This is a genomic window from Pseudomonas sp. SMV71, from assembly GCF_052042015.1.
GTDB lineage: Bacteria > Pseudomonadota > Gammaproteobacteria > Pseudomonadales > Pseudomonadaceae > Aquipseudomonas.
The window spans coordinates 43,279-64,666 of the sequence record NZ_JBKGGU010000008.1; the positions used below are offsets into that span (position 1 = coordinate 43,279).

18 protein-coding genes are annotated in these 21,388 nt (G+C 61.2%); 6 read left to right on the forward strand and 12 right to left on the reverse strand.

Annotated features, from left to right (window positions below):
* The first annotated feature begins 38 nt into the window (after positions 1-38).
* From ACLEJQ_RS10060 to ACLEJQ_RS10075, 4 genes are all read left to right on the forward strand, one after another.
* The gene (locus tag ACLEJQ_RS10060; RefSeq protein WP_440794511.1) at positions 39-806 is read left to right on the forward strand and encodes a TerC family protein; all 768 of its coding nucleotides are present in this window, start codon (positions 39-41) and stop codon (positions 804-806) included.
* A 318-nt stretch (positions 807-1,124) separates the two neighbouring features.
* A complete protein-coding gene (locus ACLEJQ_RS10065) occupies positions 1,125-2,783 on the forward strand; it encodes a Na/Pi cotransporter family protein (protein WP_440794513.1) in 1,659 nt (552 codons plus the stop codon).
* Positions 2,784-2,841: 58 nt separating this feature from the next.
* On the forward strand, positions 2,842-4,218 hold the full coding sequence (locus tag ACLEJQ_RS10070; RefSeq protein ID WP_440794515.1) for a M16 family metallopeptidase: 1,377 nt from the start codon (positions 2,842-2,844) through the stop codon (positions 4,216-4,218).
* A gap of 470 nt (positions 4,219-4,688) precedes the next feature.
* On the forward strand, positions 4,689-5,708 hold the full coding sequence (locus ACLEJQ_RS10075; RefSeq protein WP_440794517.1) for a DUF5924 family protein: 1,020 nt from the start codon (positions 4,689-4,691) through the stop codon (positions 5,706-5,708).
* A 125-nt stretch (positions 5,709-5,833) separates the two neighbouring features.
* Here ACLEJQ_RS10075 and ACLEJQ_RS10080 read toward each other — a convergent pair whose 3' ends face one another.
* From ACLEJQ_RS10080 to ACLEJQ_RS10100, 5 genes are all read right to left on the reverse strand, one after another.
* Positions 5,834-7,063, reverse strand: a complete 1,230-nt coding sequence (locus tag ACLEJQ_RS10080) for a nucleoside recognition domain-containing protein (RefSeq protein WP_440794519.1) — start codon at positions 7,061-7,063, stop codon at positions 5,834-5,836.
* A 286-nt stretch (positions 7,064-7,349) separates the two neighbouring features.
* Positions 7,350-8,681, reverse strand: coding sequence for a glutamate/aspartate:proton symporter GltP (gltP, locus tag ACLEJQ_RS10085; protein WP_440794521.1), 1,332 nt, complete (start codon positions 8,679-8,681; stop codon positions 7,350-7,352).
* 699 nt (positions 8,682-9,380) lie between these two features.
* On the reverse strand, positions 9,381-9,845 hold the full coding sequence (locus ACLEJQ_RS10090) for an inhibitor of vertebrate lysozyme family protein (protein WP_440794523.1): 465 nt from the start codon (positions 9,843-9,845) through the stop codon (positions 9,381-9,383).
* A 2-nt stretch (positions 9,846-9,847) separates the two neighbouring features.
* On the reverse strand, positions 9,848-10,012 hold the full coding sequence (locus tag ACLEJQ_RS10095) for a DUF1328 domain-containing protein (protein WP_003177151.1): 165 nt from the start codon (positions 10,010-10,012) through the stop codon (positions 9,848-9,850).
* An 81-nt stretch (positions 10,013-10,093) separates the two neighbouring features.
* Positions 10,094-10,381, reverse strand: coding sequence for a hypothetical protein (locus ACLEJQ_RS10100; protein WP_440794525.1), 288 nt, complete (start codon positions 10,379-10,381; stop codon positions 10,094-10,096).
* 438 nt (positions 10,382-10,819) lie between these two features.
* On the opposite strand from ACLEJQ_RS10100, the gene algB reads away from it, so the two are divergent.
* Both algB and ACLEJQ_RS10110 read left to right on the forward strand, forming a co-directional pair.
* On the forward strand, positions 10,820-12,166 hold the full coding sequence (algB, locus tag ACLEJQ_RS10105) for a sigma-54-dependent response regulator transcription factor AlgB (RefSeq protein WP_245145367.1): 1,347 nt from the start codon (positions 10,820-10,822) through the stop codon (positions 12,164-12,166).
* Positions 12,167-12,176: 10 nt separating this feature from the next.
* Positions 12,177-13,967: an ATP-binding protein gene (locus tag ACLEJQ_RS10110; protein WP_440794528.1), complete on the forward strand. Its 1,791-nt coding sequence runs from the start codon at positions 12,177-12,179 to the stop codon at positions 13,965-13,967.
* Positions 13,968-13,973: 6 nt separating this feature from the next.
* Here ACLEJQ_RS10110 and ACLEJQ_RS10115 read toward each other — a convergent pair whose 3' ends face one another.
* The 7 genes from ACLEJQ_RS10115 to ACLEJQ_RS10145 all read right to left on the reverse strand — a co-directional run bounded on the left by ACLEJQ_RS10115 (position 13,974) and on the right by ACLEJQ_RS10145 (position 21,292).
* On the reverse strand, positions 13,974-15,587 hold the full coding sequence (locus tag ACLEJQ_RS10115; RefSeq protein WP_440794530.1) for an EAL domain-containing protein: 1,614 nt from the start codon (positions 15,585-15,587) through the stop codon (positions 13,974-13,976).
* A 75-nt stretch (positions 15,588-15,662) separates the two neighbouring features.
* Positions 15,663-16,442, reverse strand: coding sequence for an N-acetylmuramoyl-L-alanine amidase (locus tag ACLEJQ_RS10120; RefSeq protein WP_440794532.1), 780 nt, complete (start codon positions 16,440-16,442; stop codon positions 15,663-15,665).
* Between the two features lie 103 nt (positions 16,443-16,545).
* A complete protein-coding gene (locus ACLEJQ_RS10125) occupies positions 16,546-18,594 on the reverse strand; it encodes a diguanylate cyclase (protein WP_440794534.1) in 2,049 nt (682 codons plus the stop codon).
* Positions 18,591-19,469, reverse strand: a complete 879-nt coding sequence (locus tag ACLEJQ_RS10130) for an endonuclease/exonuclease/phosphatase family protein (RefSeq protein WP_440794536.1) — start codon at positions 19,467-19,469, stop codon at positions 18,591-18,593. The genes ACLEJQ_RS10125 and ACLEJQ_RS10130 overlap by 4 nt, the downstream gene beginning before the upstream one ends.
* A 14-nt stretch (positions 19,470-19,483) precedes the next feature.
* On the reverse strand, positions 19,484-20,128 hold the full coding sequence (locus ACLEJQ_RS10135; RefSeq protein ID WP_440794537.1) for a thiol:disulfide interchange protein DsbA/DsbL: 645 nt from the start codon (positions 20,126-20,128) through the stop codon (positions 19,484-19,486).
* Between the two features lie 215 nt (positions 20,129-20,343).
* Complete coding sequence (locus ACLEJQ_RS10140; RefSeq protein WP_440794539.1) at positions 20,344-20,955, reverse strand: c-type cytochrome; 612 nt, start codon at positions 20,953-20,955, stop codon at positions 20,344-20,346.
* A 46-nt stretch (positions 20,956-21,001) separates the two neighbouring features.
* Positions 21,002-21,292 carry a c-type cytochrome gene (locus ACLEJQ_RS10145; RefSeq protein ID WP_440794541.1) on the reverse strand — a complete coding sequence of 97 codons (291 nt, stop codon included), beginning with the start codon at positions 21,290-21,292 and terminating at the stop codon, positions 21,002-21,004.
* Positions 21,293-21,388: the final 96 nt, after the last annotated feature.

The window sequence follows — 21,388 nt, forward strand, 5'->3', positions numbered from 1 at the left end:
AGGCGCGATGTGGCCCAACACTCGCTAAAGGAACTCACATGGAATGGCTGACCAACCCGGAAATCTGGGTTGCCTTCTTTACCCTGACAGCCCTGGAAATTGTCCTGGGCATCGACAACATCATCATGATCTCGATCCTGGTCAGCCGCATGCCCAAGCACATGCAGGCACGTACCCGGATCTTCGGTCTGGCGCTGGCCATGATCACCCGGATCCTGCTGCTGCTGTCTATCACCTGGGTGATGCGCCTGACCGCCGATCTGTTCGAAGTGTTCGGCCAGGGCATCTCCGGGCGTGACCTGATCCTGTTCTTCGGTGGCCTGTTCCTGCTGTGGAAAAGCTCCCAGGAAATGTACCACGCGCTGGAAGGCGAAGATGAGAGCAGCGACGAACCTTCGGGCAAGGGCGGCAACTTCCTCTACACCATCATCCAGATCGCGATCATCGATATCGTGTTTTCCCTGGACTCGGTCATCACCGCCGTCGGCATGGTTTCCCATGTACCGGTCATGGTCGCGGCCATCATCGTCGCCGTGCTGGTGATGATGCTTGCCTCGGGCACCATCAGCGAGTTCATCGACAAGCACCCGTCGTTGAAAATGCTCGCGCTGTCGTTCCTGCTGGTAGTCGGCACCGTGCTGATCGCCGAATCGTTCGATGTGCACGTGCCAAAAGGCTATGTCTACTTCGCCATGGCGTTCTCCCTGGCCGTGGAAGCGATCAACATCAAGATGCGCACCACGATTGCCCGCAAGCGCAAGCAGCAGGATCCAGTGAAACTGCGCAAGGACGTCCCCGGTCAGTAACTTACGGGGCAATGAACGAAGGGGCTCTTGGAGCCCCTTTTTTCATGCCCGCTGAACCCGTGTGGGAGCGAGCCTGTTCGCGATAGCGGTCTGACAGTTGACACAGCGGTGACTGACGCACCGCTATCGCGAGCAAGCTCGCTCCCACAGGGTTTTGTGGTGGATTTGGGGGTGGGCTTTATGACAGTTTTGTTTCAATCGGTTCTTTAGCTGTGCGATGCTGGCGGCCAGGCCTTTTGCCAACTAAATCTTTAAGTACAAGTAGAACGAAGTGGCATCGTCAATTGGTCCCTTTGGGACGCTAACAGGGGGCTACTCATGCTGACCCTGCTGAATCTGCTCTCCGCCGTGGCCCTGTTGATCTGGGGCACGCATATCGTGCGTACCGGCATCCTGCGGGTCTACGGCTCGAACCTGCGCCATGTCATCGGCCAGAACATGTCCCGGCGCTGGCTGGCGTTTATCGCCGGGATCATGGTCACCGCCATGGTCCAGAGCAGCAACGCCACAGCCATGCTCGTTACCTCGTTCGTCGGCCAGGGGCTGATGGCGCTGACTCCGGCCCTGGCGACCATGCTCGGGGCCGATGTCGGTACGGCACTGATGGCACGGGTGCTGACCCTGGACCTGTCCTGGCTGTCGCCATTGCTGATTTTCCTCGGGGTGATTTTTTTCCTGTCGCGCAAACAGACCCGGGTCGGGCAAATGGGCCGGGTCGCCATCGGCCTGGGCCTGATCATCCTGGCGCTGCAACTGATCGTCGAAGCCGCGACGCCCATCACCCATGCCCAAGGCGTGAAAGTGATCTTCGCCTCGCTGACCGGCGACATCCTGCTTGATGCCCTGGTGGGCGCTCTGTTCGCCATGATTTCCTATTCGAGCCTGGCCGCCGTGCTGCTGACCGCGACCCTGGCCGGCGCGGCGGTGATCAGCCTGCCGGTGGCAATCGGCTTGGTGATCGGCGCCAACATCGGCAGCGGCGTGCTGGCGTTCCTCAGCACCAGCATGCAGAACGCCGCCGGGCGCCAGGTGGCGCTGGGCAGCCTGCTGTACAAACTGATCGGCCTGCTGCTCATCATCCCGGTGCTCGACCCGCTGGTGAACTGGCTGGACAGCCTGGATTTCAGCCCCCAGGAAACGGTCATCGGTTTCCACTTGCTCTACAACAGCGTGCGCTGCCTGGTGCTGCTGCCCAGTGTCGCGCCGATGGCCCGGCTGTGTGCCTGGCTGCTGCCGGAGCGTCCGGAGGTCAACGGCACCGCCAAGCCCCGCCACCTGGACGCCACGGCCCTCGCCACCCCGAGCCTGGCGTTGGCGAACGCTGCCCGGGAAACCCTGCGCATCGGCGACTTGATCGAAAACATGCTTCAAGCCATGCTCGACGTGCTGCGCGGCCAGCAGACGGCAGTCACCCAGGACGTGCGGCGCATGGGCGATGACGTTGAGGCATTGTGCAGCGCCATCAAGTTGTACCTGGCCCAGATGCCCCGCGAGGACCTCAGCGAGCAGGACAGCCGCCGTTGGGCGGAAATCATTGAGCTGGCGATCAACCTGAAGCTGTCCAGCGACCTCATCGAACGCATGCTGCGCAAGGTCCAGCAGCAGAAAACCGCGCAACGCCGCTCGTTTTCCGACGTCGGCCTGGAAGAGTTGACGGGGCTGCACAGCCAGCTGATCGCCAACCTGCGGCTGGGGATGTCGGTGTTCCTCAGTGCCGACCGGGAAAGCGCCCGTCAATTGCTGCGTGAAAAACGGCGCTTTCGCGCCCAGGAACGGCGAATGGCCCACGCCCACGTCAGCCGCCTGCAACGCAAGGTCCTGCAAAGCCTGGAGACCAGCGCCCTGCACCTGGAGCTGATCGCCGACATGCGGCGCCTCAATTCGCTGTTCTGCGGTAGCGCCTACGTGGTGCTGGAAACCTCCGAGACAGGCGCCCTGGCGGTGGATGAAATTTCTGACATCACCCATTCGCCTTGAACATCTGGCGCGTTGTCCAGTCAGTAAGATTGGACTCGTCAGCCGCCAGGAAGCCCTTATGCGTTGTCTGTTGCTCACCGTTCTATTGCTCGGCTCGCTGCCTGCACTGGCCCTGGATCGGTTCCAGGTCGAAGGCTATGCGTTGCCCAACGGTATGCAACTGTTACTCAAGCCCGGCAATGACCGCGGGCACGTGGCGATCCGCCTGGTGGTGGGCGTAGGCCTGGATGACTTCAGCTGCGCAGACAAGGAACTGCCGCATCTGCTCGAACATCTGCTGTTCAGTGGCGTCGATGAAACCGGCGAGGGCGGCCTCGAAGAACGCATGCAGGCCCTGGGCGGCGAGTGGAACGCCTTCACCAACAACGCCGACACCACCTTCGTCATCGAGGCACCGGCGAGCAATCAACGGAAAATCCTCGACCTGCTGCTGGCCCTGTTGACACGCACCCGCATCGACGAAAAAGCCTTGGACGCCGCCAAACGGGTGGTGGAACGCGAGGACGGCGGCCACTACACCCATTTGCAGCGCTGGCTCGATCGCCAGGACCTGAGCCACAAGGCCAGTAATCAACTGGCGGTCGAACTGGGCCTGCGCTGCGCCGAACGGGCCGAGGTCGGGCCCTTGACCCTCGCCCGGATCGAGCAGGTCCGCAAGGCCTGGTACGCGCCCAACAACATGACGCTGATCGTCGTCGGCGACCTCGACCGCTTGCTCCCCGCCTACCTGGAACGCACCTTCGGCAGCCTCAAGCCGGTCGAACCGAGCAACCATGAGCCCTTGGCGCAGATCCGCTACAGCGCTGTCACCAAGCGCAACCTGATCCGCGGCATGGTCGGCAACAATGCCAAGCTGCACTGGCTGTTTCCCGAACCGGTGCTGGACGAACAACACGACGAAACCTTCGACCTGCTCAAGGACTACCTGGACTGGGCGCTCTATCGCCAGCTGCGCCTGGCCCACGGCCTGTCGTACGGGCCGTGGACCGAGCGCGAAGTGTTCGGCGGCGTCGGCTTCTTCAGCCTGAACGCCGACCTGGCCCGCGAAGACCTGCCCGAAGCCGAGCAAGCCCTCGAAGCACTGCGCGGTAGTCTGCTCAAGGACGGCCTGGACCCCGACACATTCATGCGCATCAAACGCGCAGCCATCGCCCACCAGACCTGGGCGGTCCAAGGCAACAGCGCCCTGGCCGACTACTACTGGAGCGCTCTGGGCGACTACGAAGACGGTCGCTTCGCCAACCCCGCCGTACGCTTGCAGGCCGTAAGCCTCGAACAAGCCAACCTGGCCCTGCGCGAACTGCTCAAAGACCCCGGCTACCTGCGCATCGAGAAGCCGCTGTTCAGTGACGATGAGATTGTGTGGGGCGTGGGTGGGTTGCTTGGGTTGTTACTGTTGGGGTTGGTGGTGTGGCGGGTTCGGCGCCGAGCCTGACCGACCGCTATCGCGAGCAGGCTCGCTCCCACATTTAAACTTAGGCACAACCGGAAGAAACAGGCCGGCCGCTAGGCAGCCTCGCTTTTGCTTTGCTTTGGCTTTTGATCTTGAACGCCCCATTAACCACAAGGGCCGAACGCAGGCATTGCGCAGTGGGCATCCCGGCATGGATGCCGGGATAGCCGCGTTGGGCCATGGAGGGCCCTTCGCGGCGGGCCCACGGAGCAATGCCGGAGTGAGGGAACACCGAGCCTTGGCGAGGTGCCTAGTGGTGGGGCGAGGCGCTTTTGGTTACTTTTGGCGCTCTTCCAAAAGTGACCCGCCGTAAGGGCGGAACCCTAAGTGGCCGTTACCGCAGAAATGGATATGTACACAGAGGGCCAATGGCGATAAACCCGCTCGTCACATCGAGTGGCTGACGATACCCTGTCAGGGATATTTCCTACGACTTACTGCGAAACCGCCTAATGCAAACCCTGACCCATCTCATCCAGCGCATCCTTGAATTAATGAAGCGCTACCCAGGCGTCATTGCATTCGGTGGTTTCGTCTCCGGGGTCGGCAGTTTCATGCTGGTAGACCGCCAACAGGGCCTGGCGACCTGGATCGCCGTGTTGATGCTGGTGAGCTGGCTGTGGCTGATGGTAGAGAACAGCATGACCCGGCTGTTCACCCGCATCTTCAAACGGGAAATTCCCCAGCCGCTGCTGCGTTACGCCACGCAGATGATTCACCAGGAAAGCCTGTTTTTCGTATTGCCGTTTTTCTTCATTACCACCACCTGGAACAGCAGCCAGCTGATTTTCACCGGCCTGCTCGGGGCGGCAGCGCTGATTTCGATTACCGACCCGCTTTATTACAAGTGGCTGGCACCCCGGCGCTGGGCGTTCCTGGCGTTGCACACGCTGACGCTGTTCGCCGCGCTGCTGACCGCGTTGCCGGTCATTGTGCACCTGACCACCGACCAGAGCTTCAAGCTGGCCCTGGGGACCGCCATGCTGCTGTCGTTTCCAAGCCTGGCGTCGATCTTTCCGATCCGCACGGTGCGCAACGCCCTGGCGATCCTGTGCATCACTCTGGGGATCGGCGCCGCCGGATGGGTGCTGCGCTCCTGGGTACCACCGGCGACCTTGTGGATGACGGAAGTGGCGATCAGCACCCAGGTCGAAGACCGCACCCCGGGCGACAGCCTCAAGGAAGTGAGCGCGGCACAGATCCGCGGCAATGGGCTATACGCCTATACGGCCATCAACGCCCCGCGTGGCCTGGATGAGCGGATCTATCACGTCTGGCAGTTCAATGGCAAAGAAGTGGACCGCATCGCCCTGGACATCCATGGCGGGCGCAAGGAAGGCTATCGCGCCTGGACCCACAAGCAGAACTTCCCGGACGACCCGACCGGCAAATGGCAAGTGCGGGTGCTGACGGAGAATGGGCAGATGATCGGGGTGTTGCGGTTCAATGTGACTGGATCGGCAGGTGGCTGAACATTGTGGCGAGGGAGCTTGCTCCCGCTGGGGTGCGAAGCACCCACCGGAAAGGGGCCGCTGCGCAGCCCAGCGGGAGCAAGCTCCCTCGCCACAATGAATGTCGCCAGGCTGAGTCGCTGGCCTCAGCCAAAGAACCAGTAGCAAACCCCGATCGCCGACAAGACCCCGGCCAACTCAGCCAGCAATGCACACCCCACGGCATGCCGTGCCCGCTGGATGCCCACGGCGCCGAAATACACCGCCAGCACATAGAACGTGGTCTCGGTACTGCCCTGGATTGTCGCGGCTATCAGCGCGGGAAAGCTGTCCACGCCGGAGGTCTTCATGGTTTCGATCAGCATCGCCCGGGCGGCGCTGCCGGAGAACGGCTTGACCATGGCCGTGGGCAAAGCATCGACGAAGCGCGTGTCCCAACCGGCCCACTGGACCAGATGTCGTATGCCATCCAGGCCGAAATCCAGCGCCCCCGAAGCGCGCAGCACACCGACCGCGCACAGCATCGCCACCAGGTAGGGCAACAGGTTCTTGGCGACGTCGAACCCTTCCTTGGCCCCTTCGATGAACGTTTCATAGACCTTGACCTTGCGCAGCGCGCCGATCACCAGGAAGACGATGATCAAGCCAAACAGCGTCAGGTTGCCGAGGATCGAGGACAAGCTCGCCAGCGCGGTGGCCGAGAGCGTCGCCAACAGCGCCATGAAACCGCCCAGCGTCAGGGCACCGGGAATCAGGTAAGCCAGCACCACCGGGTCCCACAGGCGCAGACGCTGCATGAACGCCACCGACAGCAGCCCCACCAGCGTCGAGCCGCTGGTGGCGATCAGAATCGGCAGGAACACCAGGGTCGGATCCGGCGCGCCTTGTTGGGCGCGATACATGAAGATCGTCACCGGCAGCAGCGTCAGCGAAGAGGCGTTGAGCACCAGGAATAGGATCTGCGCATTGCTGGCGATGGTAGCGCTGGGGTTGAGGTCCTGCAGGGCGCGCATCGCCTTCAGGCCAATGGGGGTGGCGGCGTTGTCCAGACCCAGGCCGTTGGCGGCAAAGTTCAGGGTAATCAGGCCGATGGCCGGGTGACCGGCGGGCACTTCCGGCATCAAGCGCAGGAACAACGGCCCGAGGACCTTCGCCAGCCAGTCGACGATGCCGGCTTTTTCGGCGATCCGCAGGAAGCCCAGCCACAAGGTCAAGGTGCCGAACAGCAGGACCATGACCTCCACCGACAGCTCGGCCATGGCGAAAATGCTCTCGACCATGGCCGCGAAAATCCCGGCGTTGCCGCCGACCAGCCACTGCACCAGCGCCGACACGGCTGCCACGATAAAGAAGCCAAGCCACAGGCCATTGAGCATCGGTCTAATCCCCCGGAAGATGCCGCGAATGATAGCGGGGCTGGCAGAAACGACAAACCCCGGATTTCTCCGGGGTTTGTCTTGGTCGCAATGGGATCGAAAGATCCCTGCTCACTTGAGGTTGCTGGATCATTGTGCGAGGGAGCTTGCTCCCGCTGGGCTGCGCAGCAGTCCTTTTTTATGAGTGCTTCGCACTGGAGCGCCAGCCCGGTCAAGCGGGAGCAAGCTCCCTCGCCACAGGTTTTGCGTTTTACGAATAAACCTGGGGAGCAGCTTCAAGCCTGCCTCACCGGCTGGAAGTTTCCCCCGTCGGCAGCGGCTCTTTGCTGCGCCAGTGGGGCAGGGAATTCCAGTAGCGCTGGCCCTTGGCGTCGTCGTACATGCCTTCCCAACGGGCGATGACCAAAACGGCCAGGGCGTTGCCGATGACGTTCAGGGCGGTACGGGCCATGTCCATGACGCGGTCGACGCCAGCGATGAACGCCAGGCCTTCCAGCGGAATGCCCACGCTGCCCAAGGTCGCCAGCAACACCACGAACGACACGCCCGGCACGCCGGCGATGCCTTTGGAGGTGACCATCAGGGTCAGGACCAGCAGCAATTGCTGACTGATGGACAGGTCGATGCCGTACAGCTGGGCGATGAAAATCGCCGCGATGCTCTGGTACAGGGTCGAACCGTCGAGGTTGAACGAATAACCGGTCGGCACCACGAAGCTGCAGATGGCCTTCGGCGCGCCGTAGGCTTCCATCTTCTCGATCACCCGCGGCAGCACGGTTTCGGAGCTGGCGGTGGAGTAGGCCAGGACCAGCTCATCCTTGAAGATGCGCATCAGCTTGAGCACCGAGAAGCCGAACAGCCGCGCAATCAGACCCAGCACCACAAAGGCGAAGAACGCGATGGCGACGTAAACCAGGATCACCAGTTTCGCCAGGGGCAGCAGGGAGGCGAAGCCGAAGTTGGCGACCGTCACCGCGATCAGCGCAAACACACCGATCGGCGCGTACTGCATGATCATGTGCGTGACCTTGAACATGCTTTCCGACACGCCCTGGAACATTTTCACCAACGGCTCGCGCAGGTCCGCTTGCAAGCTGGATAGGCCCAGGCCGAACAACACGGAGAAGAAAATGATCGGCAGCATCTCGCCACGGGTCAGTGCGGCGAAAATGTTGGAAGGGATCAGGTTGAGAATAGTCTGGACGAACGCATGCTCATGCTGGACTTCAGCGGCGGTGGCCTGGTACTTGGAAATATCCACGGTACCCAGCGTGCTCATATCGATGCCCGCACCAGGCTGGAAGAAGTTGGCCAGCAGCAGGCCGACGACAATGGCGATGGTGGTGACGATTTCGAAGTACAAGATGGTCTTGATACCGATGCGCCCGAGCTTCTTGGCATCACCGACCCCGGCAATCCCGACGATCAGCGAAGAAATCACGATCGGGATAACGATCATCTTGATCAGACGGATAAAGATATCGCCCGCCGGTTGCAGCACGTTGCTGATCCACCAGGCCTTCTCGGCGCTGAAATGATTGAGCAATGCGCCCAGTGCAATCCCCAGAACCAGACCGATGAGGATCTGCCAGGCGAGGCTCAGCTTTGCCTTCTTCATATCTTTACCCTTGCTTCAGTTGGACTCGGACAGCGGCACCCTCCGTTATCGCCAAGACGATAAAGGAGGGTGCCGCTGCCCCCGTATAAGGTCACCCCGAGCGCTCGATCGGCTTACTGGCAGGCGAAAAAAGGCGCAACTATTGCGATGCGGGGATGGTCCGTCTAATGCCGTAACCGCCTACCCCATGCCGAATCGGCATGAAGATTTCCAAACGAGACCGGCGTCAAGGCCGGTTCGAATGCGTCATTTCAGCAGGCATAAGTGCCTTGAGGCGGCCGTTTCGGCGTCTGCGGCTTTTTCCTGCCTGAATTGCGGGCCGATGTAAAATTGACCCATTACGAAGCCGTCGGCGACGAAATCCGTGCGTGCATTCTCCGATATACGGTAAGGCACGAGGGAAGAAATCTATGAGAGGAGACAATATGCCGCAGCGAAGTGTGGTGGATGGCGTCCATTGCCTGACCGCTCTGGCTCAAGCCTTTTCGGCTCAAGCTCTTCGCAAGTTCGCCAAGTCACAGGGACTTTGCGAACCTGCGTCGCAGCTTTTTTCCTGACCCGGCCCTTTCGCAGGCACCCCTTGTGCCCGTAGGTCACTCCGACCCGAATCGGTCAGAACGTCCCAGCCCCCTGGTCATGCACCGGCCCTCCTCGGGCTGTGCAGCAGAGAAAAGCACGGCGCTTTTCCCGTTTTCAAATTCAGTACCAGTTCGGATCTTTCTTGAGCTGCTCCATTAACAGTTCCTGCATACCTTCATCCGGTTTGCCAAGGAAACGGTAGTCGGCGTGACGGGTCGGTGACTTGTCGGCCGGCAACCCGGCGGGGACTTGCACCCACATCGCATAAGCCTCGTCCTTGTCGAAACTGAAGGCAACGATCAGGCGATTGCTGCGGCAGGTTGCCTGGGTTTCGCACAACGGACCGACCAGGTATTTGTCGCCATCTTCCTCGACAGCATTCATCTGCTCGGAATCGCCTGACAGATTCATCACCCATTCCGGCAGACGCTCTTCCTTCTTGACGACCTGCTGCCAGGTTTCACGGTATTGCGGGTCCGCCTCAAGTAGCTGGTTGACTCGCATTTGCCCGTCGTTGGCAGCCATTGCCGTGGCACTGCCGCCCAGTAACAGGGCGGCGGCCAGTCCTTTAAGGAACACGCTCATGGTCAGCCTCGACCGCGACGGCCAAAGAAGAAGGAAGCGATGAACATCACCAGGAACACGACAAAGAGAATCTTGGCGATGCCCGTGGCGGTGCCGGCGATACCACCGAAGCCCAGTACGGCAGCGATGATGGCAATGATCAGGAAGGTAATTGCCCAACTCAACATGGTGATTCTCCTTACGCTTTTCTACTTAGTTAGGGTCTGACGGGTGATGGTTCCGGTGCGACGGACGACCGGTCCATCGAGTTAAAACACCCAACGCTCCTGGCGAGGCAGGTCGGTTACAGGCTGAGCCTGGTCGACGTCCATCATGCGCATCGAGGTGGAAGCTTCTGCGACGCTGCTGACAGCGCTGAAATGACTCTGCGGGGCGCGATAAACCGAAACCTGCGGCGCTTCGGGTTTCTGGCTCTCCTGCCAGAGCAGCCATTGCTGCCCGGCAATCAGCGTCACCAATAACGCCAGCACTGCCCACAGGCCCTGCTGGATATGCAAGGAAGAGATCCGAAACTGGGCGGCACGTTGACGATTCATCCTGGAATTCCTCCCCACCCGGGGTGCAGTGATCTGGTTAAGGCGCGCTGACGCCACGTTTGAAGAGGTTATTGCAGTCGGCGTGCCAGAATTTTCCGACAGAAAAATTCTTATAAATCAAGCAATTACAATATGTTGTCAAAACACTGGGGGCGCATCCTGCACGATGAGCCCGTGGGACGTCGTGCGTAATGCACGACTGAGAGGAGGAGACGTTAGATTCTTTTCGAATGTTCCGTCAGAAACAGCTGTCGGATGGAGCGAAGCGAATCGGCCAATCGCTGCGGCTGGGGAAAAAAACGGACCCAAATCAACCTTTTAGGAGTCTGAGGCCCACAGGGTCGATTTCAATGGGTAATATTCCATCAGAATTAACCATGCAACTTGCCCGATTTTTCTGACACTAACCAAGACATTCATGAAAGGAGCGTAGGAAAGATGGAATCCGCCACCGAGCACCAAGGCCGCATTCTGCTGGTAGACGATGAGTCCGCCATCCTGCGTACGTTCCGTTACTGTCTGGAAGATGAAGGCTATACAGTCGCTACTGCCAACAGCGCTGCCCAGGCCGACGCACTGCTGCAACGCCAGGTCTTCGACCTGTGCTTCCTCGACCTGCGCCTGGGGGAGGACAACGGCCTGGATGTCCTGGCCCAGATGCGTATCCAGGCACCGTGGATGCGCGTGGTGATCGTCACCGCTCATTCGGCAGTCGACACGGCCGTCGATGCGATCCAAGCCGGGGCCGCCGATTATCTGGTCAAGCCGTGCAGCCCGGATCAGCTGCGCCTGGCCACCGCCAAGCAGCTGGAAGTGCGGCAATTGTCCGCCAGGCTCGAAGCGCTGGAAGGGGAAATCCGCAAACCCAAGGACGGCCTCGACTCCCACAGCCCGGCGATGAAGGTCGTTCTGGAAACCGCCCGCCAAGTGGCCAGCACCGATGCGAACATCCTGATCCTCGGCGAGTCCGGTACCGGTAAAGGCGAGCTGGCCCGGGCGATCCATGGCTGGAGTAAACGGGCAAAGAAGTCCTGCGTGACCATCAATTGCCCGTCGCTGACCGCCGAACTGATGGAAAGCGAATTGTTCGGCCATAGCCGCGGCGCCTTTACCGGCGCCAGCGAGAGCACGCTGGGGCGGGTCAACCAAGCCGACGGCGGTACGCTGTTTCTCGACGAGATCGGCGATTTTCCCCTGACCTTGCAGCCCAAGTTGCTGCGTTTCATCCAGGATAAGGAATACGAGCGGGTAGGGGACCCCGTCACCCGCCGTGCCGACGTACGGATCCTTGCGGCAACCAACCTCAATCTCGAAGACATGGTGCGCGACGGACGCTTTCGCGAAGACCTGCTGTATCGCCTGAACGTCATTACCTTGCACCTGCCGCCCTTGCGCGAGCGCGCCGAGGACATCCTGACCCTGGCCGACCGCTTCCTGGCCCGCTTCGTCAAGGAATATGCGCGCCCGGCCCGTGGCTTCAGCGACGAGGCGCGCGAAGCGCTGCTGGGCTATCGCTGGCCGGGCAATATCCGGGAGCTGCGCAACGTGGTGGAACGCGCCAGCATCATTTGCCCACAGGAAAAGGTCGAAATCAGCCACTTGGGGATGGCCGAGCAACCGGTGAACAACGCACCGCGCATCGGCGCCGCGCTGAGCCTCGATGAATTGGAAAAAGCCCATATCGGCGCCGTGCTGGCAACGGCCGACACTCTTGATCAGGCCGCCAAGACCCTGGGTATCGATGCCTCCACGCTGTATCGCAAACGCAAGCAGTACAACCTGTGAGCGACACCTTATGAAATTGGCGATGAAGCTGCGCACCCGGCTGTTCCTCAGTATCTCGGCGCTGATCACTGTGGCCTTGCTGGGGCTGTTGCTGGGCCTGGTCAGCGTGATGCAGATGGCCAGCACCCAGGAACAATCGGTACGCGACAATTTCATACTGCTGGATCTTGGGCTCAAGCTGCGCCAGACCCTGGGCGATCAGTTGATGATCATGCTCGACGAAAAGCCCGACCTCCCATCGCTGGAAGCCTCCAAACAGCAATACCTGGCGTTGATCGATGAAGGCATCGCCCATGAGCGGGAGCTGGACAGCACCGCGCTCAGCTTCACCAAGGCCAAGGCCGATTACATGGAATTTCTCGATGCCTTCAGCGCATCGCGCCAGCCTGACGGACAACTTGCAGGCATCCAGACGCTCACGGAGAAATTCAATGTCCTGCGCAATGGCCTGATCGAAGGCTACCGGCAGGCATTGAACAATATCAGCGATACCCAGACCCGCGCTCGCGAGCGGGCGCTGTTGATTTCCGGTCTATTGGGGCTGGTGGGGTTGGCGGTATTGATCATCGGCTTCATCACCGCCCACGGCATCGCCAAGCGTTTCGGCGCGCCGATCGAGGCGCTGGCCGCCGCTGCGGACGACATCGGCCAGGGCAATTTCGAAGTGACGCTGCCGGTTTCCACCGCTGCGGAGCTGAATCTGCTTACCCGGCGTTTCGGCGTCATGGCCCAGGCATTGCGCGAACATCAAGCCACCAACGTCGATGAACTGCTGGCCGGCCAGCAGCGCTTGCAAGCGGTGCTCGACAGCATCGACGACGGCTTGCTGATGATCGACCGCCAGGGCCGGCTGGAACACCTCAATCCGGTGGCCCAACGGCAGCTGGGCTGGGACGGCGAACGCCTGGGCATGGGCCTGGGCGAGGCGCTCGGGCGCCTTGAGCTGGACGATGAGCTGCAACTGGTGCTGCGCGGTGGAACGCTGGAGCGGGCGCCGGAAGACTTGAGCATCGAGGTGGACGGCGAATCCCGCGTGCTGACCTACAGCCTCACCCCCGTGAGCCATACCCAGGGACATATCCTCGGCGCCGTGATGGTGCTGCACGACGTCACCGAGCAACGGGCGTTTGAGCGAGTGCGCAGCGAGTTCGTCCTGCGGGCGTCCCACGAACTGCGCACGCCGGTGACGGGCATGCACATGGCGTTCGGCCTGTTGCAGGAGCGCCTGCACTTTCCGGCGGAATCTCGTGAAGCGGACCTGCTCAACACCGTCACCGAAGAGATGCAGCGGCTGATGCAACTGATCAATGACCTGCTGAAATTCTCGCGCTACCAGAACGGTTTGCAAAAACTGGTGCTGGCACCGTGTTCCATCGAGGATTTGCTGGAAGCAGCCCGGCTGCGCTTTGCAGCCCAGGCGCAAGCCAAGGGGATCGAATTGCTGGTAGCACTCCAGGGGCCGCTGCCGCACCTGCACGCCGATGCGTCGCAGTTGGAGAGGGTGCTGGATAACCTGATCGATAACGCGATGCGCCACACCGGCGATCACGGGCAGATTCGCTTGCAGGCTCGTCGCCACGGCGAGCGCGTGATCATCAGCGTCGAAGACAATGGCGAGGGCATTGCCTACGGCCAGCAGGGACGCATCTTCGAGCCCTTCGTCCAGGTGGGACGCAAGAAGGGCGGCGCCGGCCTTGGCCTGGCATTGTGCAAGGAAATCGTCCAGTTGCATGGCGGCCGCATGGGCGTTTACTCAAGGCCGGGGCAGGGCACGCAGTTCTACATGGCGCTGGCGGTCTGAAGACCCTCAGGCCTCGTCGTCCAGGCGCCGGGACAGCAGGCGTCGGCCACGGGTAATCAGCTCGATGAGCTGCACTGCGCTGAGGGCATGGGCGAACAGCCAACCCTGGCCGAACTTCACCCCTTCGCTGCTCAGGTAGGACGCCTGGGCTTCGTATTCGATACCTTCGGCGATCACCTTGAGCTCCAGCGCGTGGGCCATGCGGATGATATGCGGGGCTACACCGCTGCTGGCGGCATCGTGTCCCAAGGCGTCGATAAACGCCTTGTCGATCTTCAGGTAGTCCACCGGCAACGTTTGCAGGTACGCCAGGCTGCTGTAACCGGTGCCGAAATCATCGATCAGCACCTGATGCCCGAGGTCGCGCAGCGATTGCAGGTTATCCCGCGCAACCAATGCGTCGACCAACCCGCGCTCCGTCACCTCGAAGGCAATCTGGCGCGCCGACACCCGGTGTCGCGCCAGCAGACGGGCGATCACTTCGCCGATACGGGGCACCATCACATCGCAGGCCGCCAGGTTCACCGAGATGTAGAGCTGCGGATTGGCCCGCAATAGCTGACCCAACTGGTCAAACAACCGTTGCAGCACGAAATCGGTGATCTGGCGGATTTGCCCGGTGTCTTCTGCCATCGGGATAAACAGATCCGGGCTGGTCAGGGTGCCGTCCGGTCGTCGCCAGCGCAACAAGGCTTCCGCGCCCACACAATTGCGGCTGTTCAGGTCGAAGATCGGCTGGTAGAGCACCTGCAATTCTCCGCGGCGGATGGCGCCATGCAGTTCGGCGTCCATCGACTGACGCTGGCGCGCCAGCAGGAAGACCTGGAAACCGATGCCCAGGCCCAGCGCCAGGCTGACGGGCAGCATCCACCAGGCGTTGTCCGGAACGTGAAAACCCTTGCGCTGGGCGATCAGCACCAATTGATATTCCGGGCTGTCGGTGGGCATCCGATAAATCAGTCGGGTCTGGGTGACTTGCAGGGCTTTATGGCTTTGAGGCGGCCAGGGCTCAGTCGGCGGCCAGTATTGGTCGCTTCCCAACACCGGGATGGCGCGCCTGCCATGATCCAGGACCACCAGCAGGCTGCTGCCAGACGGCAGATCGACCACATCGGTCAGATGCCCGCGAGAGGTGGCGACTCGAAAATTACCGCGCCCCAGCATCAACACAGCGCGGTCTTCATCGGGTTCGGACGTCGTGTTCAGCCAGTAGCTGTAGGTCGGTCCGCGCAGGTCGGGCGCACGGGTGACTGCCAGGCCGCCCTGGCGCGGACGATTGGAGCAGACGCCGCTGCCATCGATATATACCGCTTCGTACACGAAGCGGTAATTGAAGCTGACCTGACGTAATGTCGCGATCATCTCGTCGTCGCAGCCGCGCAGTGGCTGGTTCTGCAAGTCGTCGAGGCCTTCGCGCAACTGCCCGAACAGTTGCTCCAGGCGCTGCAGGAAGCGCTCGCCCTGGGCATTCATCTGCTCGCTCTCGCGTTGCTGGATCTGTTGCATCACTACGAACAGACTCCCCGCCAGCAGCAGGGCCGTACTCAAGGCAGCCGCCACCATCGCCAGGAACAAGGGGCGATGCAACCAGCTCTGCAAGGTTTCGCGGGCAGCCGTCATCAGCGGTAATCCGAAAGTTACCAATGAGTTATAGCTGCTGATTTGAATTTGGCCCGATCCGTCAGACGGGCGTCATTATTTTGTCTGGTTGAGCACCTGCAAAATCGCCGCGCTTTGCGCATCCGGCGTGCCATCGAAACGGGACGGCCGGTAGTGCATCTGGAACGCGGCCAATACATGGCGGGTGGCCACATCCCATTCGCCAGTCTGGGGCGTCGGGTAGCCGAGACGGGCCAGTTCAGCCTGGAACCAGCTGGCTGCGGGTAACTGCGACGCGAAGGACGCTTGCTGGCGCGCCACGGCCTGTTCGTCCGGCCAGACACCCAGACCCGCTTGTGCCAGGCGCTTCCAGGGAAACAGCGGACCCGGATCGAGTTTGCGCAACGGCGCGATGTCGCTATGGCCAATGATGCTGCGTGGGCTGATGCCGTTGCGCTGGATGATGTCCTTGAGCAGGACGATCAGGGCCTGGACTTGGGCTTCGCTGTACGGATACCAAAGGCGCCCGGTCGGCGTATCGACGTAGCCCGGATTGACGATTTCAATGCCGATAGAGCTGGAGTTGAGCCAGGTCCGTCCTTCCCACTCGCTTTCCCCGGCGTGCCAGGCGCGACGGCTCTCATCCACCAGCTTATAAATAGTCGCGTTCTTGTCGTCGCCGATCAGGTAATGGGCACTGACTTCCCCGTGGGTCAACAGCGCCAGGGAGCGTTCCAGGGAAGCCGAGGTGTAATGGACCACGACGAACTGAATACGGTTGTCATGGTTGACCGAGGGATGACTGGTATCGAGCCGCGGCCCGCTGGTGCAGCCGGCCAGAGTCAATAGAGCAACAATGAGCGAGAAAAACTTCATGGTGAAATGCTGTACGCGCTGAAAATATGCAACAGTGTAACGTATCGCTTCGGGATGATCCGGTACATGCCGCGATATTAAACTAAATGGAACAAAAATGGCCTCAGCCGAGTTCCACGCGGTTGCGCCCAGAATTTTTCGCGCGATACAGCGCCTGATCGGCTCTTTTCAACACCAGATCGCTGTTTTCACCGGCTTTGAAAGCCGTCATGCCCATGGACACCGTTACGGTCACCGGCTCGCCCTTGAAGTGGAACGGGCAAGCCTCGATGGCAGCCCTCAGCGTCTCGGCTAACTGGATGCCGGTCGCCAGCGGGGTATCCGGCACCAGCAGGACAAATTCCTCGCCACCGAACCGGGCGATGAAATCGCCGCCACGCAGGCGCTTACGCAAGACCGAGGCGATGAGCTTCAACACCCGGTCACCGGCCAGATGGCCGTAGTTGTCATTGATCCGCTTGAAGTGGTCCAGATCGAGCATCGCCAGGAGCAGGCTGTTGCCGTGTTGCTGCCATTGGGTGACTTCCTGTTCGAGACGCTCGGACCAGGCGGCGCGGTTGGGCAGTCCGGTCAAGGGATCGACCAGGGCTTTCTGGCGCTGTTCTTCCAGGTTTTCACGAACGATCAGAGCATCCTGTTCCATCAGCGCAACGCGCTCGGCCAAGCTTTTCAGGCGAGCCGAAACCTCCTGCTCGCGCAGATCCCGCTGCTTCTGGTGCTGATCCATGGTTCCGAGCAAGCCTTCAAGGTGGTTCTCCAGCACCTGTTTGAGGCCTTCGAGGTCGTCGGCTTGTTGCACGCTGCTTTGCAGGCCATCCACTTGCTCGCGAATCTGCGTGTCCATTTCCCGAGAGGCCGACAGGCCATCGGCATGATCTTCGCTGGCGGCGCGCAGGCTGCTCTGGAATGACTCGAGCCGATCGTTGAGGCGCTGCAAGTACGCTTCGAATTCATGCTGGCCGCTGTCGGTGATCGCCAGCATGAGGACCGCCAGGTCATCGAGGATCGGCAGCAACTCGTACCAGTTCAGCCCATTTTGCAGGCGCTCACGCATGGCTTCGGCCTGGGGTCGATGACGCTCTGGCAAGGTCAGGTCGCCCAACAGGCCTAAAAGAGTGTCTTCGATATGCCTGGCCACCGAGCTGTAGGAGGGTTCCGGCGAGTCGGGCAGGGCGTAGTGAGCGTCGGTCGCTTCGGTTGGTGGCGTGGACTCGCTCGATTCGGCTGGAACGAGCGGTGTGTCGGGCGGGGCCGGAGCCGGCTCCTCGGGCATCAGCTCGTCCGGGTTTTCGAGGACGGCTTCCGATGCCGGTTGTTCCTCAGGAGCAGATTCAACGGCCTCGCTGGTAGACTCGACGACTTCGGGAACCGGTATCGGAGCGGCGGCAGGTTCGGCGTCCGGCTCAGTTTGGGTGAGCGACTCGGATTCCGTTTTCAACAGGGGAGCTTGCGCCGGTGCCGGTGCCGGTGCCGGTGCCGGTGCCGGTGCCGGTGCCGGTGCCGGTGTAATGGATTGTGCATCCGCTGCAGGCTGTACGGGCGTGAAAGATACCGGCTGCGCCGTTTCCGCTACGGGTGCCACGCTGGTCGGGGCGGCCTCTTGCGGCTGGGGTGCGGCTTCGTCGTGACCATGGCCGCCAAACAAACGTTGCAGCAGGCCTGGGCGACTCGGTTCTTGCGGGGTTTCCAGTGCGCTGAGCGCTTTGCCCTGCAAGCTGCTCAATTCACTGAGCAAAAGCGGAATCTCGCGTGCCTGGCCGACCCGATCCTCCAACTGCTTGGAAAACTTCTTCAGGGGACGGCTGACTTCCTTGGGTAGCGGCAAGGTTTGCAACTGGGTTACCAGGGCCGTCAAGGCGGCGTTCATCTGCTCGATCCGCGTCTCGCGGCGTTGCTCGGAATCGAGTACGGCTTTCTCCAGGCGCGGCAGCAAGGCGGCCAGTCCCGCGTCCATGTCGTCGGCGCGCACCACTTCGCGCATTTCTTTCATGCACTGATCGACAGCCTTGTCAGTACCCTCGGCAGCCAAGGTGCTGCGCACCAGCCCGCGACGCAGCAAGTCGAGCCGGGCGTCCCAGCGGCGCTCGAGCTTTTCCTGCTGTTCGATACTCTTGAGGTACTTTTCTCTCCAGCGTTCGGCGTCGTCGCTCATTCTTCGGATCCGCGAGGGGCAGGACTCAGCGCGGGAAATGCATCGGCCGTGAGCGAACCCGGCAAACGAATCTCGACCGCGACCGGCAGGTGATCGGAAATGGGTTGGGCCAGCACCTCGACGCGTTCAAGGGTCAGGCTCGGGCTCAATAGAATATGGTCCAGGCAGCGTTGGGGGCGCCAGCTGGGGAATGTTGCCTGCAATTGAGGTGCGAGCAGGCCGAGATCGCGCAACGGTGACGTTTGCAGCAGGTCGTTGGCGTGGGTATTCATGTCGCCCATCAGCACCTGGTGCTTGTAGCCACCGATCAGCTCGCGGATATAGGCCAACTGCATCGTACGGGTCCTGGCGCCCAGCGCCAGGTGCATCATGACCACCACCAGCGCCTCCGGCCCTTCGCCGAAACGCGCCAGGATCGCCCCGCGCCCCTTGGGCCCGGGCAGCGGATGATCCTCGATCGCCCAGGGTCGCAGGCGGCTCAACACACCATTGCTGTGCTGGCCGAGACGTCCCAGATTGCGATTGAGTTGTTGGTACCAGTAGGGAAATGCGCCCAATTGAGCCAGATGCTCGACCTGATTGACGTAGCCGGACCGCAGGCTCCCGCCATCGGCCTCTTGCAGCGCCACCAGGTCGAAATCCTTCAGCAGATCGCCGATTTTCTGCAAGTTGTCGGCGCGCCCGGTGTGCGGTAGCAGATGTTGCCAGCCCCGCGTCAGGTAATGTCGGTAGCGCTCGGTGCTGATGCCCACCTGGATATTGAAGCTGAGCAGCCGTAAACGGCTGTCGGCGGGCAGGCCCGTGGACGTGAGGTGATGCTCGTTGACCTGCGGTTCATGCAGGCCAACGATGCGTTCGCTGCTCCAGCGGGCCATGGGCGTAGCCGCGCTTAGTTGGCGACAGCCTTACCGGAAGCCCGCTCCTTGGCGATCAGCTTGTCAGCCAGCGCCAGCGCATTTTCCGCGCTGCCGGCAGAACCGATGTCAAAGCGGTATTTGCCGTTGACGATCATGGTCGGTACGCCAGTGATTTCGTATTTTTTCGCCAGGTCCTTGGCCTTGGCAATCTGGCCTTTGATGGCAAAGGAGTCAAAAGTGGCCAGGAACTTGTCCTTGTCCACGCCTTGGGTCGCGAGGAAATCGGCCATGTCTTCTTTCTTGACCAGCTTCTTGCCTTCCTTCTGGATGGCATTGAACACAGCGGCGTGAACCTTGTGCTCCACACCCATGCTCTCAAGGGTCAGGAACATCTGGCCGTGGGCGTCCCACGGGCCGCCGAACATGGCAGGGATGCGTACGAAATTGACGTCAGAAGGCAGTTTGTCGACCCATGGGTTGATGACCGGCTCAAACGCGTAGCAATGCGGGCAGCCGTACCAGAACAGCTCCACCACTTCGATCTTGCCAGGCACCGCCACCGGAACAGGATTGTTCAGTTGGACGTAGGGGGCCTTCGATTCGTCGGCATTGGCTTGGACGCCGATGCCGAACAGACTGGCGACGACGAGCGCGGCGCTGATGATCAGATTACGCATGCTTTACTCCTGGACAATAAAATGGCCTCGCGGGGCGTGTTGTTCAGACAGGCCGTGGCGGGTTCAGGTTCGCTAGTGTAACGGCAGCGGCCACAAAAAAGGGCGGCCAAAGCCACCCTTTTGATGCTTGCATCGACAGATTAATCGAGCGTTAACGTTGCAAGAGGTGTAGCCCCCTCGCAACGCCCGACGCAGAGCCCTGATGCAGTTTCAACTCAGTGCAGACCCTGGATGTAGCTGGACAAGGCGGCAATGTCTTCGTCGCTCAGCTTCTTGGCGATGGTGCGCATGGTCATCGCGTCGCCGTCGTTGGCACGACCGCCTTCTTCCTTGCGGAAATCGGTCAACTGCTTGGCCACGTACTGGGCATGCTGGCCACCCAGGTGCGGGAAACCGGCCGGTGCGTTGCCGGCGCCGTTCGGCGAATGGCAACCGGTGCAGGATGGCAGGCCTTTATCCAGGTTGCCGCCGCGAAACAGGGCTTCGCCGCGTGCCACGAGTTTTGGATCGGCAGCGCCGACGCTGCCCTTCTGGCTGGCGAAATAGGCCGAGATATCCGCCAGGTCCTGGTCGCTCAGGTTGTTCAACAGGCCGGTCATCTCCAGCACCGTGCGCTTACCGGACTTGATGTCGTGCAACTGCTTGTTCAGGTAGCGCTCGCCCTGGCCCGCCAGTTTCGGGAAGTTGGGCGCCATGCTATTGCCGTCCGGACCATGGCAGGCCCCGCATACCGCCGCTTTCGCCTGACCGGCAGCGGCATCGCCAGCGGCGTGGGCTACGCCGGTCATCCCCAAGGTCAACAGCAGACTCACGATCAGTTTGTTCATCAGCTAATCCAACTACGGCTAAGGGTTAAAGAGTTATGGACCGGGATCACTCGCTCATCCACTGGATGATGGCTCGGTAATCCTCGGCACTGCAGTCCATGCACAAACCACGCGGCGGCATCGCCTTGAAACCCTGGGTCACGTGTTGCACCAGCGTCTCCATACCTTTCGCCAACCTCGGCGTCCAAGCTTCCCGATCGCCCTTGCGGGGCGCCATGGGGAGTTGGCCAGAATGACAGGCACCACAAACACGGTCGTACACAGCTTCCGGATCCTGTGTAGCCTGAGCGCTGTAAAGCGGCATCAAGACACCGGCAGCTAGCAGCCATTTCGTCATAAAACGACCTTTTCAGGGTTGAGAGCGAGCTGCGTTCTAGTGCGCAATTTCGGTCAATCGCTCCCGTGAGCCTCATCCTACGCTGGGACAAAGCGC

Excerpts from the sequence above, each read along its gene's own strand:
- ACLEJQ_RS10060 (WP_440794511.1), top strand. The coding sequence starts at position 39 with ATGGAATGGCTGACCAACCCGGAAATCTGGGTTGCCTTCTTTACCCTG.
- ACLEJQ_RS10065 (WP_440794513.1), top strand. The coding sequence starts at position 1,125 with ATGCTGACCCTGCTGAATCTGCTCTCCGCCGTGGCCCTGTTGATCTGG.
- ACLEJQ_RS10070 (WP_440794515.1), top strand. The coding sequence starts at position 2,842 with ATGCGTTGTCTGTTGCTCACCGTTCTATTGCTCGGCTCGCTGCCTGCA.
- ACLEJQ_RS10075 (WP_440794517.1), top strand. The coding sequence starts at position 4,689 with ATGCAAACCCTGACCCATCTCATCCAGCGCATCCTTGAATTAATGAAG.
- ACLEJQ_RS10080 (WP_440794519.1), bottom strand. The coding sequence starts at position 7,063 with ATGCTCAATGGCCTGTGGCTTGGCTTCTTTATCGTGGCAGCCGTGTCG.
- gltP (WP_440794521.1), bottom strand. The coding sequence starts at position 8,681 with ATGAAGAAGGCAAAGCTGAGCCTCGCCTGGCAGATCCTCATCGGTCTG.
- ACLEJQ_RS10090 (WP_440794523.1), bottom strand. The coding sequence starts at position 9,845 with ATGAGCGTGTTCCTTAAAGGACTGGCCGCCGCCCTGTTACTGGGCGGC.
- ACLEJQ_RS10095 (WP_003177151.1), bottom strand. The coding sequence starts at position 10,012 with ATGTTGAGTTGGGCAATTACCTTCCTGATCATTGCCATCATCGCTGCC.
- ACLEJQ_RS10100 (WP_440794525.1), bottom strand. The coding sequence starts at position 10,381 with ATGAATCGTCAACGTGCCGCCCAGTTTCGGATCTCTTCCTTGCATATC.
- algB (WP_245145367.1), top strand. The coding sequence starts at position 10,820 with ATGGAATCCGCCACCGAGCACCAAGGCCGCATTCTGCTGGTAGACGAT.
- ACLEJQ_RS10110 (WP_440794528.1), top strand. The coding sequence starts at position 12,177 with ATGAAATTGGCGATGAAGCTGCGCACCCGGCTGTTCCTCAGTATCTCG.
- ACLEJQ_RS10115 (WP_440794530.1), bottom strand. The coding sequence starts at position 15,587 with ATGACGGCTGCCCGCGAAACCTTGCAGAGCTGGTTGCATCGCCCCTTG.
- ACLEJQ_RS10120 (WP_440794532.1), bottom strand. The coding sequence starts at position 16,442 with ATGAAGTTTTTCTCGCTCATTGTTGCTCTATTGACTCTGGCCGGCTGC.
- ACLEJQ_RS10125 (WP_440794534.1), bottom strand. The coding sequence starts at position 18,594 with ATGAGCGACGACGCCGAACGCTGGAGAGAAAAGTACCTCAAGAGTATC.
- ACLEJQ_RS10130 (WP_440794536.1), bottom strand. The coding sequence starts at position 19,469 with ATGGCCCGCTGGAGCAGCGAACGCATCGTTGGCCTGCATGAACCGCAG.
- ACLEJQ_RS10135 (WP_440794537.1), bottom strand. The coding sequence starts at position 20,128 with ATGCGTAATCTGATCATCAGCGCCGCGCTCGTCGTCGCCAGTCTGTTC.
- ACLEJQ_RS10140 (WP_440794539.1), bottom strand. The coding sequence starts at position 20,955 with ATGAACAAACTGATCGTGAGTCTGCTGTTGACCTTGGGGATGACCGGC.
- ACLEJQ_RS10145 (WP_440794541.1), bottom strand. The coding sequence starts at position 21,292 with ATGACGAAATGGCTGCTAGCTGCCGGTGTCTTGATGCCGCTTTACAGC.